Source organism: Parabacteroides timonensis, assembly GCF_900128505.1.
Lineage (GTDB): Bacteria > Bacteroidota > Bacteroidia > Bacteroidales > Tannerellaceae > Parabacteroides > Parabacteroides timonensis.
On record NZ_LT669941.1, the window covers coordinates 273,119 to 289,167 of the forward strand.

Below are 16,049 nucleotides of genomic sequence, written 5' to 3' on the forward strand. Positions count from 1 at the left end.
TAGGAATAATCCTCTATATGTGTATATTTGTCATTTAAATAGAATACTGTTAATCAAGAACTACTATATGTATAAACAAAAAACCATCAGCTGCCTGTTATTTCTCCTGTCGTTATTGGCAGTGGAAGGGCATGCCGAGTTAAATCCCGAAGCCTATAATTTCTCCTACCTGACGTCCGACAACGGCCTGGCCCAGAACACGGTCGATTACATCTATAAAGACACCCGCGGCTTCATGTGGTTCGCCACTTGGAACGGGCTGAACCGTTTCGACGGTTACGAATTTGTCCGCTACGATACCCGTTCGGGGAAAAATTCCCTCAACAGCCTTTTCGTCCGCACCCTTATCGAGGACGACCGCCATAACCTTTGGGTCGGCACCGAAGAGGGTGTCAATGTGATCGACCTTAATACCGGCGAAGTCCGCAATTACGATTACTCCCGTTTCGCCTCCAACCCCCTGTTTTCGTCCACTATCAATGCTTTTGTGAAGGATAATGACGGCCGGATATGGGTCGGTTTCGATAAAGGTCTGGCCATCGTCACGCTGAATGAACTGGGTGATCCGGAGGCCATCGAAATGATCCGCGAAGGGCAAGATGAAAACGTAAAAGCCCTCTGCCGCGATGATGAAGGCACCGTCTGGGTCGGCTACGGGAACGGCACAGTCGGCACGGTAAAGAAACTGTCGGAAAACTCTTTCCAACTGGCCCCCGTCTCTTTCCGGCAACCCGCGTCGCCCATCGAGGAGATCCTGTCCCTCTGTCCCGACGGCGACACGATATGGGTGGGGACTGCAACCGGCCTGCTTTGCTACAATAAAAAAACAGCCCGGAGCCGCTTCTACACCAACGACCCTTCCGACCCTCGCTCGCTTATCCAGGATTATGTCATGGATATCATCCCGGACAACGACAACAATATCATCATAGCTACCTACAAAGGCCTCTGCATCTATCAAAAGTCGACCGACGACTTCCTGCAAATTGCCAGCGACCCGGAGAGAAGCAACGGCCTGAACAATAATTTCATCAACTCGCTTTTCCTCGACCCCGGTGGAATCCTCTGGATCGGAACCGAAAAAGGGGGAGTGAATAAGATGATCCGTAAAGAAGTCATGTTCGAACTCTACCGCCACGACCGCAAGCAGCCTGCCTCGCTCTCCGCCAACCCCGTCAATGCCATCTACGAGGACAGTCGTCGTACCCTCTGGGTCGGCACTGTCGAAGGCGGATTGAACAAACGGAACCCGGATAAAAAGACCTTCACCCATTTCCGGCACGAACGCGGCCGGGCGTCTTCGTTGTCGCACGATGCCGTCTGCTTCATCACCGAGGGTGACGGATACCTCTGGATCGCCACCTGGGGAGGAGGTATCAACCGGATGAAGCTGACCGACGAAGGACGTTTCGAACCGGCCGCTTCCTTTGTCAACGAGGGCACGTTCGCCAGCGCCTTTATCTCCTGGATGGAGTACGACGATGTCCTGAACGGCCTGTGGGTAGCCACGCCGAAAGGCCTCGACTATTACGACATGGCCGACCGTAAGGTGATAAACGTATTAAGCTCCTTCGAACCCGACGGCCGGCCGACTCCCGTGTCGGGCATTTGCCTCGACAGTTCCCGCCGCCTGTGGATCGGGACCGAACGCGGCCTCCACTGTTTCGACCTCAACCGCTCGGACGTCAAACTGGGGCGCATCGTCTCGGAACGTTGCCGCGTGATGTCCTCCGAACGCAAACTTCCCCGCAACGAAAAGGTGAACTGCATCTTCGAAGCCGCCGATCAAACCATCTGGATCGGAACCTACGGCAACGGCCTTTTCCGTCTGACCGGCCGCGAAGACAATCGTTACGTCTTCCGCAATTACGGCACCGATACGGGCTTGTCGGACAACGTGATTTACGGTATAGAAGAAGACCGGCTGGGGACGCTTTGGCTGAGTACCAACCGCGGCCTGTCGAGTTTCAGCCCGGAGAAGGAGCGTGCCACGGCCTATTACGTCACCGATGGCCTGCCGAATAACCAGTTCTATTGGGTCGCTTCGGAGCATACCTCGGAGGGGAAGATAATGTTCGGCAATGTAGGTGGTGTCGTGGCATTCGACCCGGTGGTCAGCCAGCCCGATACCTCCAGCCTGGCTGTCACGATCGTGGGCGGACGTCTTTACAACGAGCCGGTCAACCCGCGTGCCTTGTCAGATGTCTGGCGACTGCGCGAACAGGACAAGTCCATCTCCGTTGAGTTCGCCTCCTTATATTATATCTCGTCCGAAAAGATACGTTACGCCTACCGCCTGGAAGGTTTCGATACGGACTGGACCGAGGTGGAGGCAAACCGGCGCTTTGCCAGCTACACGAATCTTCCCGCCGGGAAATATGTCTTTCAGGTGAAATGTACGAATCCCGCCGGCGAATGGTCCGATAAAATAACGGAAATGAAAATCCAGGTCGTCCCGCCTTTCTATAAAGAGAAGTGGTTCCTGGCCGCCATGCTGGTCATCGTGATCCTACTGGTCTACTATTTCAACGAAATGCGTATCAACAACCTTCGCCGCCAGAAAGATGAACTCGAACAGAAGGTGGAAGAAAGAACCCGGCAGATCGCCGCCCAGAAAGATGAGATCCTCGCCCGCACAAAAGACCTGGAAGAGTCGGATCGCCAGCTCCAGCAGGCCACTCAGGACAAGATCAACTTCTTTACCAACATCACCCACGAATTCCGTACCCCGCTGACCCTGATACTCGGCCCCATCGAACAGGCCCTGACCCTGAGCCGGAATCCGAAGGTGATCGACCAGCTGACCCTGGTACGGAAGAACTCGAAATACCTGCTCTCCCTCGTCAACCAACTGATGGATTTCCGTAAAGCAGACGCCGGAAGCATGAAGGTGAACAAGACGCCGGGTAACTTCACGGACTTTATCGAGTCGATCGTCCTGCCTTTCAAGCCTCTCGCTCAATCGCGCAACATACGGATCGATGAGGGATACCGGATCACGCAGCCCTGTTTCAGTTTCGATCCCGACCTGATACAAAAGATCCTGGTCAATCTTCTGTCGAACGCCGTCAAGTTCACTCCTGACAACGGATATATCCGTTTATCGGCTGCTTTACTGTCGAGTAAAGCAGCCGATAAACGGCAAACAATCTGCAAATATCTTTATATCTCGGTAGGGGATACCGGAGCCGGCATTCCGGATGATGTAAAGGAACTGGTTTTTGAACGTTTCTATCAGGCGGACAACCAGAATACATACCCGGTCTACGGGCAAAGCGGTACGGGTATCGGCCTCTTCCTCTGTAAGCAGATCGTGGAGCTACTGAACGGTTCCATCCGGATAAAGGACAACCCGTTGGGTGGAACGACCTTCCGCATCTTATTGCCTCTCTCGGCCGAAGAGATGGATGTCGAGATCAACAGTGAATATTACGTATCCCCGGAAGTCTACGACCGCTCCGTCGAAGCCGAAGACGACTCCGATCCTGTAGACCAGGACAAACCTCTGCTTTTGATTGCCGAGGACAATCCCGATATGCGTGCTTTCATTAAGTCGATCCTGGACGACCGGTTTGCCGTCATCGAAGCCTCTAACGGCGAATCGGCTCTGAAAAAGACACTCAAATATCTGCCCAATTTCATCCTGTCCGATATAATGATGCCTGTCATGGACGGCCTTGAATTCTGTAAAAAGGTGAAGAACAACTTTACCACTTCCCATATCCCGGTCTTGCTGCTTACGGCCAAAACTTCGACGGATGTCCGTATCGAAGGATACAAAGTGGGAGCGGACGGCTATATCGCCAAGCCTTTTGATGCGGAGTTGCTCGTCGCCCGTATCAACAACATGCTCGAAAGTAAGAACCGCCTGCATAAGGCTTTTGGAAGCAGCCTCGATGTAAAGACGCTCGATATCCAGGAAGAGTCGCAAGACCGTAAATTCCTCGACAAGCTGATGGAAGTGATACAGGAAAACTACCAGGATGCCACCTTCGATGTGGCGGAACTGATAGAGAAGATGCACGTAAGTAAAAGCCTGCTTCATAAAAAACTGCAGTCGCTGGTCGGGCAGTCTGCCGTAAAAGTCATTCGTTCCTACCGTCTCACGAAAGCGAAAGAACTGATGGAGTCGAAAGAGAGAGTGCAGGTTTCTATCTCTGAAGTGGCTTACGAGGTTGGCTTCAATGATCCGAAATATTTTACCCGTTGCTTTACCAAGCATTACGGTATGAGCCCAAGTGAGTTTTTGAGTAACTGATCGTTTCGAGTAGCTTTTGTATGGTGATAAAGAAAATATCATTACATTTGTCTTCTAAAATATTATGAACGTTAATTAAAATAACATGCAAAACACAAACTCTTCTTCTAAGGGGTATCTATTTCCCCTGGTGGTAATCGGCATCCTGTTCTTTATGATCGGATTCGCCCTCGGTATTAACGGATTGATCATTCCGTTCCTGCGTACAGCCTTGGATCTGACAACAGCTGAATCTTATCTGGTATTGGCTGCAACCTTCTCTACCTTTATTATATTCGGATATCCAAGTGGTTTGGTGATCAAAGCGATCGGATATAAAAAGACGATGATTCTTTCTTTCCTGTTCTTTGCTGTGGGATTGTATTTGTTTATTCCTTCGGCAGAAAACCAGAGCTTCGCCATGTTCCTGTTGGCTTCTTTCATCAGTGGTATCGGTAATACCATGTTGCAGGCGGCCGTAAATCCTTACATCACGATCTTAGGCCCGTTGGATAGCGCGGCTACCCGTATGAGTATGATGGGTATCGCTAATAAGGCTGCCTGGGCGATCGCTCCGATTTTCCTGGGTATCTTCCTGAACCTGGGTGATGTGAAATTGGAAGATATCAAACTTCCGTTCTACTTCATTTCCGGTATCTTTGTATTGCTGGGTATTCTGGTCGCTTTTGTTCCGCTGCCTGAAGTAAAAGCCGAAGGTGAAGACGAAAACGACGAGGCCGCAGCTTCCTCATATGCCGCTAATAAGACAAGCATCTGGCAGTTCCCGCACTTGCTTCTTGGCTTGGTATCACTACTGTTCTACGTGGGTGTCGAAACCTTGGCGATGGCTAGTATCGTGGACTATGCTACTTCTTTAAACTTGCCCGATCCGCAGGTGTATACATCTTACACAGTGATTGGCATGGTGATCGGTTATCTGGTCGGCGTATTCTTTATCCCTAAATATATTTCACAGGAACGGGCGATGTTTATTTGCGCGATTATCGGTCTGGTCAGTTCTTTACTGATCGTTCTGACTCCGATGAATATATCGATCTGGTTCGTGGCTGTCTTAGGTTTGGCCAACTCGTTGATGTGGCCGGCTTTGTGGCCGATGGCAATGAAAGACCTGGGTAAATTCACCAAGACGGGTTCTTCCCTGTTGGTTATGGCAATCGTGGGTGGAGCCGTATTCCCTCTGTTGTTCGGTTGGTTAGCTGACGAATTTGGAAATATGCAGCAGGCTTACTGGATCTGCTTCCCGGCTTATCTGATGATTTTCTATTATGCTTTGAGTGGACATAAGATTCGCGTTTAAGTCGAATAAGATATAAAGAAGAAGGCCGTTTCGGGATCGTCCGACTACGGCCTTTTCATTATTATATATGGTTCTCCGCCAATACTTCCGCAAATGGCTTGTTTGTCAGCTTGCTTTCTATCCAGGAAAGTATATCGAATGTTTTGAGTAATTGTTTCTCGTATTTATCTTGCTTGATCTTTGTGATTTCTTTCTGGAACTGCATCCATAATTTGCTTTGTGATTTTTGGTAGGCCGGCAACGGATAAGCCATGACAAAGCGAAACAGCAACTTCTCCGTTTGATAGCTTTGCCGTTCATAGCGTATATTCCGTTTGATAGAATTGATTTCGTTCTCAAAGAAGTTATAGTCACCCAACTCTGCCTGTATAAGCAAGTTTATCAATCGGGCTGTCTTATAGGATGGCAATGCATAAAACAATTTCCCGGAACTGAATATTTTCTTCATACTTTTACGTGCCCTGTCGGTATTTCCCAGGCACAGGTGAAGGATGGCTATATTCAGGTACACTTTGAGTTGTGTCTCCAATCTGAGCAGACCGATCTTCTTGACCAGACTGTCTTCATATTTACCGAATAATATCAGGGCAGCTTCAAACTTACCCGTATTTATCAGGCTGGCCTGCTCATATAAATAAATGTAAGCACTTATTTCTAAAAGAAACTCTGTCGCATAGTCGCCTTGCCGTATTTTTTCCAGCCGTTCGATGAAGAAAGGCATCTCTTTATACAGGCCGGCCATGTGAAGGCTGTCCAAGACGCCTAGTATCGCACTGAGGTAGTAAATAGGCGGATTTAAAATCAGGTGCTGGTTGGACTCGAAGAGGGTGATAAGCTCCTGGTAGAAGCGGATCGCAGATTTGTAATTACCGATATTCAGATAGTAGGTGGCCTGAAACAAAAGATGTAGTTTCTTGGCTTCAAAGCCTTTGTAGGAGCTGTTCGCTATTAAATTCAGCTCACTTAATATCAGGTCGTTCAGATTGTCCTTTTGTTTATCGGAGCGGATGTATCCTTTATAAGTGATCCGGTACTTTAGAATATCATACAATTGCAGGTGAAGATTGGTATTTCTTGAATACTTCATTGTATCGTTGATCTTCATCTGTTTGTTAACCAGTTCACGTTCGGACAATCCTTTAAAACCGAGTGTACTGAGATATTTGAGTTCGGTCCGGCGGATCAGGAGCAGGAGAGGGTCATTCTCATAAGTTGTCGCCAGGTTCTTGGCTTTATCCAACTGATTGAAGGCAGCCTCGAAAAGTTCTCTTTCAAAGAGAATCTCCGCCTTGGTGATATGGTTGAAGATGGCTGCCTGTACATTCTCCTTTTTCCGTAAATGAACCAGGCAATCCATGATTACCCGCGAAAGATGCTTGGCTGCCATTTCGAAACTGTTCTTGCCTTGTTGCTGGCAGAAGAGGGGATAGATTTCTTCTGTGGGAGTGCCTTTATTTATCAGGTCAAACAGGAAAAGATAGTTCTTTTCTCCATTCTGTAAATTAGCATATAAGCGGAAATATCGTTTTTCCGCTTTCGTGAGTGATTGGATAAGTAGGATCAGGTGATCCGGATTTGTGTATTTCATATCTGTATCGGATTATCCTTGGTAGAATTCAGTGTTATATCGTACAACGAAATTAAACAAAGTTTTCAAAATGTATGGGAAGATACCTCTTTTTCTGTTATAGTTACTATAATTATAAACATAACATTTGTTAATGATGTTGTTGGTTGTATAGTGCTACTTTATAGCTGTTTATACATTATTGACGGCTAAGAATAATCGATTTGGGTTTATCTGTAGAAAGAAATTATTCATGGTACAATAGAGATTATAAAGTTATATTTGTATCGCTTCATTGCAGACTTTAAATTTTATAGATATGAACACAGAACAGTTAGACCGTCATAATATCCTGGTAGTGGGTAGTAGCAATACGGATATGGTTATTAAAGCCGGACATCTTCCCCGCCCGGGAGAAACCATTCTGGGTGGAACTTTCTTTATGAATCCCGGAGGAAAGGGTGCAAACCAGGCCGTTTCCATTGCCCGTCTGGGAGCTTCCGTTACTTTCATTTGTAAGACGGGCAGTGATATTTTCGGGCATCAGTCCCAGATGCTTTTTGAAGAGGAAGGCATCAATACTTCTTATATCTTTTCTGACTCCGAACATCCTTCCGGAGTCGCTTTAATTACAGTAGACGATCATGCCGAAAACTGTATTGTGGTTGCTTCCGGAGCAAATGCCAATTTGTTGCCTTCCGATCTGGCAAAAGCAGAAGAGGCGATCGACCAGGCCGATATCGTCTTGATGCAACTGGAGATCCCGATGGAAACCGTGGAATATGTGGCGGAAATAGCTTATCGAAAGAATAAAAAAGTAATCCTGAATCCGGCACCTGCACATCCGTTATCTCCCTCGTTGTTGAAGCATCTATATATGATTACCCCGAACGAAACAGAAGCTGAAATGATTTCCGGAGTCAGGATAACCGACCAGGAATCGGCTATTGAGGCAGCCCGTGTACTTTCGGGGATGGGTGTCCAGAATGTTATAATCACCCTGGGTTCAAAAGGAGCTTTAGTGTATTGTAACGAAGGGGTTGAACTTGTGCCGGCCTTGAATGTAGAAGCAGTAGACACCACTGCAGCGGGTGATGTTTTTAACGGGGCTTTGACCGTTGCTTTGTCAGAAGGACGAAACCAGATGGAAGCTGTCCGTTTTGCTTGTAAAGCTTCAGCAATCTCTGTAACCCGGGTTGGGGCACAGTCTTCTGTCCCTTACCGGAGTGAAGTCGATATATTTGAGTAAAATAATAATCTGCTTATTATGAAAAATCTGATTGTACCTATTTTATCCGGCTGTTTGTTCCTGCTAGGGACTGTAGCCTGTTCGGAACGGCCGTCTGCAGGAAAACAAGTCGTTTTACCATCGGAAATATCCATTACGAAAGAGAAATTGATGGATAAGATCAAAGGAGGATGGGCCGGACAAACGATCGGTTGTACGTATGGAGGGCCGACGGAGTTCCGCTATAACGGGACGATGATACAGGATTATGTCCCTATTGTCTGGCCGGACGGTTATATCAAATGGTGGTATGAAAACAGTCCCGGTCTGTATGATGATGTCTATATGGATCTGACCTTTGTAGATGTCTTCGACCGCTTAGGGTTGGATGCACCGGTCGACTCTTTTGCAATGGCATTTGCAAAAGCCGGATATATGTTGTGGCATGCCAACCAGGCTGCACGTTATAACATATTGCATGGAATTATGCCGCCGGCTTCCGGGCATTGGCTGAATAACCCGCATGCAGACGATCTGGATTATCAGATCGAAGCCGATTATGCCGGCCTGATGTCACCGGGAATGCCGAATACCGCATCTGAAATTTCGGATAAGATCGGCCATATTATGAATTATGGCGACGGCTGGTATGGCGGTGTCTATGTGGGTGCCATGTATTCACTTGCATTTATTTCGGATGATATCGGATTTATTGTTACCGAAGCCCTTAAAACGATACCTAAGGAGAGCCGTTACTATCAATGTATGAACGATGTGATCCGTTGGCATAAGGAATTTCCGGATGATTGGAAACGGACTTGGTTCGAATGCGAAAAGAAATGGAGTGAAGATATAGGTTGTCCGGACGGCGTTTTTGTTCCGTTCAATATTGATGCGGTGATCAACAGTGCCTATATTGTGATCGGCCTGTTGTATGGCGAAGGTGACTTCTATAAAACAATGGATATTGCTACCCGTTGCGGGCAGGATTCCGATTGTAATCCGGCTTCTGCCGCAGGTATTTTGGGTACGGTATTGGGATACAGTAAAATTCCTGACTATTGGCTGAAGAATCTGAAAGAAGTAGAAGATATGGATTTCGCCTATACAACGATTTCACTAAATAAAGCTTACCGGATGAGTTTCGATCAGGCTTTGCAGGTAGTTGAACGGAATGGAGGAAAGGTAGAAGGAGACCAGGTTCTCATTTCCTGCCAGCAACCTGTCCCTGTAAAATTAGAGAAAGCTTTTGACGGCATGTATCCCGTAGATCGCATTGGCGTCAATAAGCGTGTTGTTGATGTCGGAAATGTCGCATTTGAAGGAACCGGCATTGTCTTTAAAGGGCATGTGCAGTCGAACAACGATGAATATGTGGCCCGTGTGGAAATGTATATAGATGGAGAGTTGGTAGAAACAGCCAACCTACCAGCCTCGTATATTACCCGCCGTCATGAATTGTTCTGGAAATATCAGTTACCGAAGGAACAACATACTGTTTCTTTTAAGTGGCTGAATCCACAGTCGGATGCATCCGTTAACTTCGGAGAAGCGATCGTTTATTCCGACACCCCATTAAGTATTAACCATCAATAAATCATATCATGAAACAATCTTTTTTGTTAATCTGTTTATTATCCCTGCTGGTTGCCTGTAACGGGACAGCAAAGAAAACAGCGCAAGAAGCCGCTGTGCAACCCGTGAATTTGATCCTGGATACCGATCTGGGACCTGATTATGACGATGTGGGAGCAATGGCTGTTATGCATGCACTGGCCGACAGTGGTTATGTGAACATACTCGCAACCTTATCATCTAATCATGATGAATCGGTTATTCCTTGTATAGATGTATTGAATACGTATTTCAACCGTCCGGATATTATACTCGGGGCACCTAAAAGCGAGGGAGGCGTTACAATGACTTCCGGCCATAAAATAAAATGGACGGAGGTTTTGCCAACCAAGTATCCTCATAAAACAAAGAAAACATCAGACGCTCCGGATGCTGTTCAGGTATACCGGAAGATACTGAGTTCGCAACCGGATAATAGTGTGGTGATTTGTACGGTTGGTTTCTTTACCAACCTGAAAGACCTGTTACTCTCTGCTGGTGACGAGTATAGTCCGTTATCGGGAAAAGAACTGGTGGAGAAAAAGGTAAAACGCCTGGTGTCGATGGCTGGCTTTTTTCCTCAGGGGCGGGAGTTTAACGTGTATTGTGATACACCGGCCTCTAAAGTTGTAGCCGAACAGTGGCCTACGGAAATTGTTTTTAGCGGTTTTGAGATCGGTGATGTTATATTAACCGGGAAGAAGTTGGTGGCTTCCGATATTGATAATAGCCCGGTGAAGGATACTTATGCCCAATGTTTTGCAGAAGGAGATCCGGATGGACGACAGAGTTGGGATCATACTGCTGTGTTAGTGGCAGTGAAAGGTTACGAGCCTTATTTTGATGTGGAAAGAGGTACTTTCAGTATTATCGATAATGAAGGTACTAACTCCTGGACACCGGATGCCGCAGGTAAGCATCTTCGCCTGATTGAAAAGCTGCCTCCTGCACAGATGGTTGGGATAATTGAAAATTATATGATGCATCAACCGTCCTCTAAATAAAATTGTGTTATGTTTATAGTTAATAGTTATTCATTAGCGATCGTCTTCTGTGTGATCACCATGCTTTGCTGGGGTTCATGGGGTAATACGCAGAAGCTCGCATCCCGGACGTGGAGATATGAGTTCTTTTACTGGGATTATGTATTAGGCGTTCTTTTGTTTTCTATCCTTTCTGCTTTTACTTTAGGCAGTTTTGGAGCAGAAGGACGAAGTTTCTTACCGGATCTGGCACAAGCGGATGTTCTCAATATCGGTAGTGCATTTCTTGGTGGTATCATCTTTAACGCGTCCAATATTTTACTGTCTGCCGCTATTGCTATTTGTGGCATGTCGGTAGCGTTTCCTGTCGGGGTCGGTTTGGCACTGGTCCTGGGAGTCTTGATCAATTATTTTGGAGCGGCTAAAGGGGAACCTATGTACATCTTTGCCGGAGTCGCTTTGATAACGGTTGCTATTATACTGAATGGGCTTGCCTATAAAAAGGCATTGGTGGGTTCGAAGAAAGTGTCGGGGAAAGGCTTGTTTATCTCTGTTGCCGCCGGAGTGATTATGGCATTCTTCTATCGTTTTGTAGCCGCTTCAATGGATCTGGATAATTTTGCCAATCCGGCAGCGGGAAAATTAACACCTTATACGGCCGTCTTTATCTTTGCCTTAGGTGTTTTTGCAAGCAACTTCCTGTTCAATACAATTGCAATGAAGAAACCTGTCGAAGGGGATCCCGTTTCTATTTCCGGTTACTTCAAAGGAGATATGAAGACTCACCTGGTAGGTGTTTTAGGCGGTGTTATCTGGTGTATTGGGCAATCATTTAGCCTGATTGCTTCAGGAAAAGCCGGGGCTGCCATATCTTATGGATTAGGGCAAGGAGCTACTTTAGTTTCTGCTTTATGGGGAATTCTGATCTGGCATGAGTTTAAGGGTGCTCCCAAATCTTCGAATTATCTGAATTTGGGTATGTTCATTTTATTTGTCATGGGGTTGGGTTTCCTTATTTACGCGGGAGCTTGATTTATATTCTATCTGTGAATACAGAGGGGATAAAGGGTGTTTTTACAGCCCCTTTATCCCCTTTTTATTAGGGAATACAGAAAATTTCAGGAAAAAGCCGTACATTTGTCTTAGTTTCTTGTTTATTGGGTATAGTATATAACTAAAAAAACAGGTCTATGAAAGAAGAAGGTGATGTATTTAAGAAATTCCGGGACTCTTTTAGTAAGATGGACGGACATTTCCATATATTAGAACAGCGTGTACCGGTCGAACTTCAGATGGAGTATTTCAAATATTCCGAACAGGTTCGAAAAGGCAAAGTGAAGCAGGATTTGGATGATATGGATTATACAGCCTTCCGTGAAAGTCTGTCTGATCCTGAGTCGACAACCGATCATAAGAGATATGTATTATCCATGTTGGCAACTTCCCGCCAGGTAAAAGCATACCGGATGCTGGAAGATTATGTGCAACATCCGGATGAAGATGTAAGTAACTGGGCTTATATGGCTTTAATGGAAAGTCGTATTTCGTTGGAGTCGGAGTTATCGGACGAGAAACAAATATATATTTCTACCGGTTTGGGTGGAAGAGGTGAGAAACTTCGTTTTTATGTTTTGATACTATCGAAGGACAGGACTTCTTTCCTCGATTATCAGCGTAAGGTGATAGAGCGTGAATTTGCCTATTTCTTACCAAAAGAAGATTGTGAGATCGAACGTCTGACAATCGGCGAACAGTATGTTGAACTGGTATTTTTAATACCGGTACGTGCAGACATCAAGTTAACTCTCGACAGGGTTATCAATGAATGTAATCAGTACGGTGATTTCCTTTCGGATATATTTACGATCACAAACGTAAAAGAACTGACGCATCAGGAAATTACTGATATTATAAATAAGAATGGAAACAGTAAAACAAGCCATTAAGTATGGTGTGGTAGGAGTGAGCAACACCTTGATAACAATGGCCGTTATCTGGGTGATGATGAAACTCTTCGGATGTCGGGAAGGTTTATCTAATTTAACGGGATATGTAGCGGGATTGCTGAATAGTTTCATCTGGAACAAGCAATGGACTTTCAAGGGAAGTTCTACCGGATGGACGAAAGGTGCAATCCGCTTTGGTATTGCGTTTGCGGTATGTTATGTCCTGCAATACGGGCTGGTGCTTCTATTAAATTCCCAGTTAACGATCGACCATTACTACAACCATTTAATAGGAATGGTTTTCTATACAGCGATCAATTTTTTAATAAACAAGTTTTATACCTTTAAGGCTTAACGGAAATGAAGAAGCTCGCAGTCATAGTTCCCTGCTACAACGAGGAGTTGGTTATCGGCGAATCATATCGTCGTACGAGAGAGGCTTTACAGTCGCTCCCTATCGCAACAGAGATTATATATATAAATGATGGAAGCCGGGATAGAACCCGTGAGTTGCTGGATGAGATAGCAGCTTCCGATCCTCAGGTAAAAGTGATCCATTTTTCCCGTAATTTCGGTCATCAGCCGGCAGTGACGGCTGGTATAAACCATTGTGATGCAGATCTTGCAGTTATTTTGGATGCCGATATGCAGGACCCTCCCGAGTTGATTGCCGGGATATTAGAGTTGCAGGAAAAGGAGAATGCGAACGTAGTCTATTGTGTCCGTAAGTCACGCGAAGGCGAAAGCTTTTTCAAGAAAGTTACCTCAAAGGCTTTCTACCGTTTGCTGAATTACATGAGCGACGTTAGTTTCCCCTTGGATACTGGTGACTTCCGTATGATCGACCGTAAGATCATGGACCAGTTCGACCGTTTTCAGGAAAGAGGTAAATATATCCGCGGATTGATTAGCTGGCTGGGTTATAAGCAAGTTCCGTTCTATTATGAACGAGAAGCCCGTATAGCCGGTGAAACCAAATATCCTTTCAGCAAAATGTGGAAGTTTGCATCGACCGCCATGCTCTATTTCTCTAAAAAGCCACTTCGACTGGCAACCAGCCTTGGGTTTATAGCAGTGGTAGTCGGAATAGTCCTGGCAGCGTGGTTCACCTTAGGTAAAATATATGGCTTTAGCAATGCTGAAAGCGGTTGGACCTCTATTATGACCTCTGTTATTTTCTTTGGAGGAGTGCAGTTGCTGACAGTAGGCGTATTGGGACAATATGTAGGTATCTTGTTCGATGAGATCAAGGCGCGTCCTGAGTATATTATTGACGAAAAGAAAAACTTCAGATAGATGCTTTTTAGATTTCCTTCGGATGTAATTCTATTTTCATCCGAAGGAAATTTTATTTTCTCCCGGAAGGGTTGAAATCAGTCCATAAACACTTTCCGGTAAATATGACAATAAGGGGTTTCACCTTTCTTGTCGTAATAATGCTGATGATAATCTTCCCCGACCCAGAACCTCTCGGCAGGTTCCAATGCTGTCGCAACCTTGTAACCCATGCCGGATAATTTCCCAATGTATTTATCGGCCATCTCTTTTTGTTCATCGCTGCAATAGAAGATAACAGAACGATACTGGCTTCCTATGTCCGGGCCCTGGCCACCGACCTGCGTGAAATCGTGTGTCTCGAAATAGAGGCGGAGTAGTTGTTCGAAACTGGTCTGTGCAGGATCGAAAATTACTTCAACCGTTTCTACATGTCCGGTAGTTCCGGTTTTCACTTCCGGGTAGGAAGGGTTATTCAGCGTCCCGCCCATATAACCCACGTGGGTGCTTTCTACGCCTTTTACTTTTCCTAGATGATATTGTGTTCCCCAGAAACAACCGGAAGCAAAATATGCTGTTTCTTTATGGAATTTATTCTCTAACATAATTCTTACTTTGGGTTTAAATTATTCTGTTTATATTTGTGCAAATATAATCTTTTATTTTGCAATGGATAGCAAGAAATCACTGAGCCCTGCACAAAAAACCGTGGTGGGTGTTCAATTCCTCTTTGTAGCCTTTGGTGCAACAGTTCTGGTTCCTCTACTGGTCGGTATGGATCCTTCTACTGCCCTTTTTACTGCCGGACTGGGTACATTGATCTTTCATTTGGTAACTAAAGGAAAAGTTCCGATCTTCTTAGGAAGTAGCTTTGCATTCGTTGCTCCGATTATTAAAGCGACCGAACTTTACGGATTGCCGGGAACCATGTCCGGCCTGGTGGCTGTCGGTGCTGTTTATGGACTTATGAGCCTGTTGGTTAAATGGAGAGGGATCGGGTTTATAAAGACTCTTTTTCCTCCCGTTGTAATAGGACCTGTTATCATCCTGATAGGTTTGTCACTGGCCGGCTCCGGTGTCGATATGGCGAAAGAGCATTGGCCGTTGGCGTTGATCGCCTTGTTTACGGCTGTCCTGGCATCATTGTTAGGGCGCGGGATGATTAAACTGATACCCATCTTTTGTGGAATTATTGTCGGATATGTTGCCGCCTGCCTTTTCAAGGTGGTCGACTTTGAGCCGATCATCACTGCTCCCTGGTTTGCTTTACCACAATTCGTAAAGCCGGAGCTGTCATGGGAAGCAGTGATTTTTATGATACCGGTAACAATCGCTCCGATCATAGAACATATAGGTGACGTATATGCCATCAACGAAGTAACCGGTAAAGACTTTGTAAAAGATCCCGGCTTACATAAAACAATGCTTGGCGACGGTTTAGCCTGTATTGCTGCCGGTCTGATCGGTGGCCCACCGGTAACTACCTATTCGGAAGTAACCGGTGCTATCTCGCTGACGAAAATAACAGATCCGACCGTTATCCGTATTGCGGCAGTGGCGGGAATTGTGTTTTCTGTATTTGGAAAGGTAAGTGCATTTCTTAAGTCGATCCCGCCTGCTGTATTGGGTGGTATCATGTTGCTTCTATTTGGGACGATTGCGGCTGTCGGTATAAACAGCCTGATACAGAATCGGATCAATCTGGGCGATACACGCAACCTGATACTTGTTTCTCTGATATTGACATTCGGGATAGGAGGTGCGGCATTTGAGTTTGGTGGATTTACAATGGCCGGGATCGGTTTGTCGGCTTTATTGGGTGTAGTACTGAATTTAGTCTTACCCGGCAGGAGTAAATAAAGTAGGTGGACTTCCATATTA

Annotated in this window: 12 protein-coding genes; 10 read left to right on the forward strand and 2 right to left on the reverse strand. The window is 45.9% G+C overall.

Annotated elements, in window-relative coordinates:
* Positions 1-67: 67 nt before the first annotated feature.
* Together BQ7394_RS08745 and gluP are read left to right on the forward strand one after the other, a co-directional pair.
* On the forward strand, positions 68-4,258 hold the full coding sequence (locus BQ7394_RS08745; RefSeq protein ID WP_075557096.1) for a hybrid sensor histidine kinase/response regulator transcription factor: 4,191 nt from the start codon (positions 68-70) through the stop codon (positions 4,256-4,258).
* A gap of 85 nt (positions 4,259-4,343) precedes the next feature.
* On the forward strand, positions 4,344-5,555 hold the full coding sequence (gluP, locus tag BQ7394_RS08750) for a glucose/galactose MFS transporter (RefSeq protein WP_075557097.1): 1,212 nt from the start codon (positions 4,344-4,346) through the stop codon (positions 5,553-5,555).
* A 61-nt stretch (positions 5,556-5,616) separates the two neighbouring features.
* Here gluP and BQ7394_RS08755 read toward each other — a convergent pair whose 3' ends face one another.
* Positions 5,617-7,143: a hypothetical protein gene (locus BQ7394_RS08755; protein ID WP_075557098.1), complete on the reverse strand. Its 1,527-nt coding sequence runs from the start codon at positions 7,141-7,143 to the stop codon at positions 5,617-5,619.
* Positions 7,144-7,441: 298 nt separating this feature from the next.
* Here BQ7394_RS08755 and rbsK point away from each other — a divergent pair, with 298 nt between their 5' ends.
* From rbsK to BQ7394_RS08790, 7 genes are all read left to right on the forward strand, one after another.
* A complete protein-coding gene (rbsK, locus tag BQ7394_RS08760) occupies positions 7,442-8,371 on the forward strand; it encodes a ribokinase (protein ID WP_075559942.1) in 930 nt (309 codons plus the stop codon).
* A gap of 18 nt (positions 8,372-8,389) precedes the next feature.
* Positions 8,390-9,946 carry an ADP-ribosylglycohydrolase family protein gene (locus BQ7394_RS08765; RefSeq protein WP_075557099.1) on the forward strand — a complete coding sequence of 519 codons (1,557 nt, stop codon included), beginning with the start codon at positions 8,390-8,392 and terminating at the stop codon, positions 9,944-9,946.
* A gap of 8 nt (positions 9,947-9,954) precedes the next feature.
* A complete protein-coding gene (locus tag BQ7394_RS08770) occupies positions 9,955-10,968 on the forward strand; it encodes a nucleoside hydrolase (protein WP_075557100.1) in 1,014 nt (337 codons plus the stop codon).
* A 9-nt stretch (positions 10,969-10,977) separates the two neighbouring features.
* Positions 10,978-11,979, forward strand: coding sequence for a GRP family sugar transporter (locus BQ7394_RS08775; RefSeq protein ID WP_075557101.1), 1,002 nt, complete (start codon positions 10,978-10,980; stop codon positions 11,977-11,979).
* 158 nt (positions 11,980-12,137) lie between these two features.
* Positions 12,138-12,893 carry a hypothetical protein gene (locus tag BQ7394_RS08780; RefSeq protein WP_075557102.1) on the forward strand — a complete coding sequence of 252 codons (756 nt, stop codon included), beginning with the start codon at positions 12,138-12,140 and terminating at the stop codon, positions 12,891-12,893.
* Positions 12,868-13,248: a GtrA family protein gene (locus BQ7394_RS08785; protein WP_075557103.1), complete on the forward strand. Its 381-nt coding sequence runs from the start codon at positions 12,868-12,870 to the stop codon at positions 13,246-13,248. Before BQ7394_RS08780 ends, BQ7394_RS08785 begins: the two co-directional genes overlap by 26 nt.
* Before the next feature lie 5 nt (positions 13,249-13,253).
* Complete coding sequence (locus tag BQ7394_RS08790; RefSeq protein ID WP_075557104.1) at positions 13,254-14,189, forward strand: glycosyltransferase family 2 protein; 936 nt, start codon at positions 13,254-13,256, stop codon at positions 14,187-14,189.
* A 77-nt stretch (positions 14,190-14,266) separates the two neighbouring features.
* On the opposite strand, the gene msrA is transcribed toward BQ7394_RS08790, so the two are convergent.
* Positions 14,267-14,773 (reverse strand): peptide-methionine (S)-S-oxide reductase MsrA, encoded by a 507-nt coding sequence (msrA, locus tag BQ7394_RS08795; protein ID WP_075557105.1) that lies wholly within the window; start codon positions 14,771-14,773, stop codon positions 14,267-14,269.
* 64 nt (positions 14,774-14,837) lie between these two features.
* On the opposite strand from msrA, the gene BQ7394_RS08800 reads away from it, so the two are divergent.
* Entirely contained in the window at positions 14,838-16,028 is a 1,191-nt protein-coding gene (locus tag BQ7394_RS08800; RefSeq protein WP_075559943.1) for a uracil-xanthine permease family protein, read from the forward strand.
* The last annotated feature ends 21 nt before the right edge of the window (positions 16,029-16,049 follow it).

Coding starts and splice junctions, on each gene's coding strand:
- BQ7394_RS08755 (WP_075557098.1), bottom strand. CDS start 7,143: ATGAAATACACAAATCCGGATCACCTGATCCTACTTATCCAATCACTC.
- gluP (WP_075557097.1), top strand. CDS start 4,344: ATGCAAAACACAAACTCTTCTTCTAAGGGGTATCTATTTCCCCTGGTG.
- BQ7394_RS08765 (WP_075557099.1), top strand. CDS start 8,390: ATGAAAAATCTGATTGTACCTATTTTATCCGGCTGTTTGTTCCTGCTA.
- BQ7394_RS08770 (WP_075557100.1), top strand. CDS start 9,955: ATGAAACAATCTTTTTTGTTAATCTGTTTATTATCCCTGCTGGTTGCC.
- BQ7394_RS08790 (WP_075557104.1), top strand. CDS start 13,254: ATGAAGAAGCTCGCAGTCATAGTTCCCTGCTACAACGAGGAGTTGGTT.
- BQ7394_RS08785 (WP_075557103.1), top strand. CDS start 12,868: ATGGAAACAGTAAAACAAGCCATTAAGTATGGTGTGGTAGGAGTGAGC.
- rbsK (WP_075559942.1), top strand. CDS start 7,442: ATGAACACAGAACAGTTAGACCGTCATAATATCCTGGTAGTGGGTAGT.
- BQ7394_RS08800 (WP_075559943.1), top strand. CDS start 14,838: ATGGATAGCAAGAAATCACTGAGCCCTGCACAAAAAACCGTGGTGGGT.
- BQ7394_RS08745 (WP_075557096.1), top strand. CDS start 68: ATGTATAAACAAAAAACCATCAGCTGCCTGTTATTTCTCCTGTCGTTA.
- BQ7394_RS08775 (WP_075557101.1), top strand. CDS start 10,978: ATGTTTATAGTTAATAGTTATTCATTAGCGATCGTCTTCTGTGTGATC.
- msrA (WP_075557105.1), bottom strand. CDS start 14,773: ATGTTAGAGAATAAATTCCATAAAGAAACAGCATATTTTGCTTCCGGT.
- BQ7394_RS08780 (WP_075557102.1), top strand. CDS start 12,138: ATGAAAGAAGAAGGTGATGTATTTAAGAAATTCCGGGACTCTTTTAGT.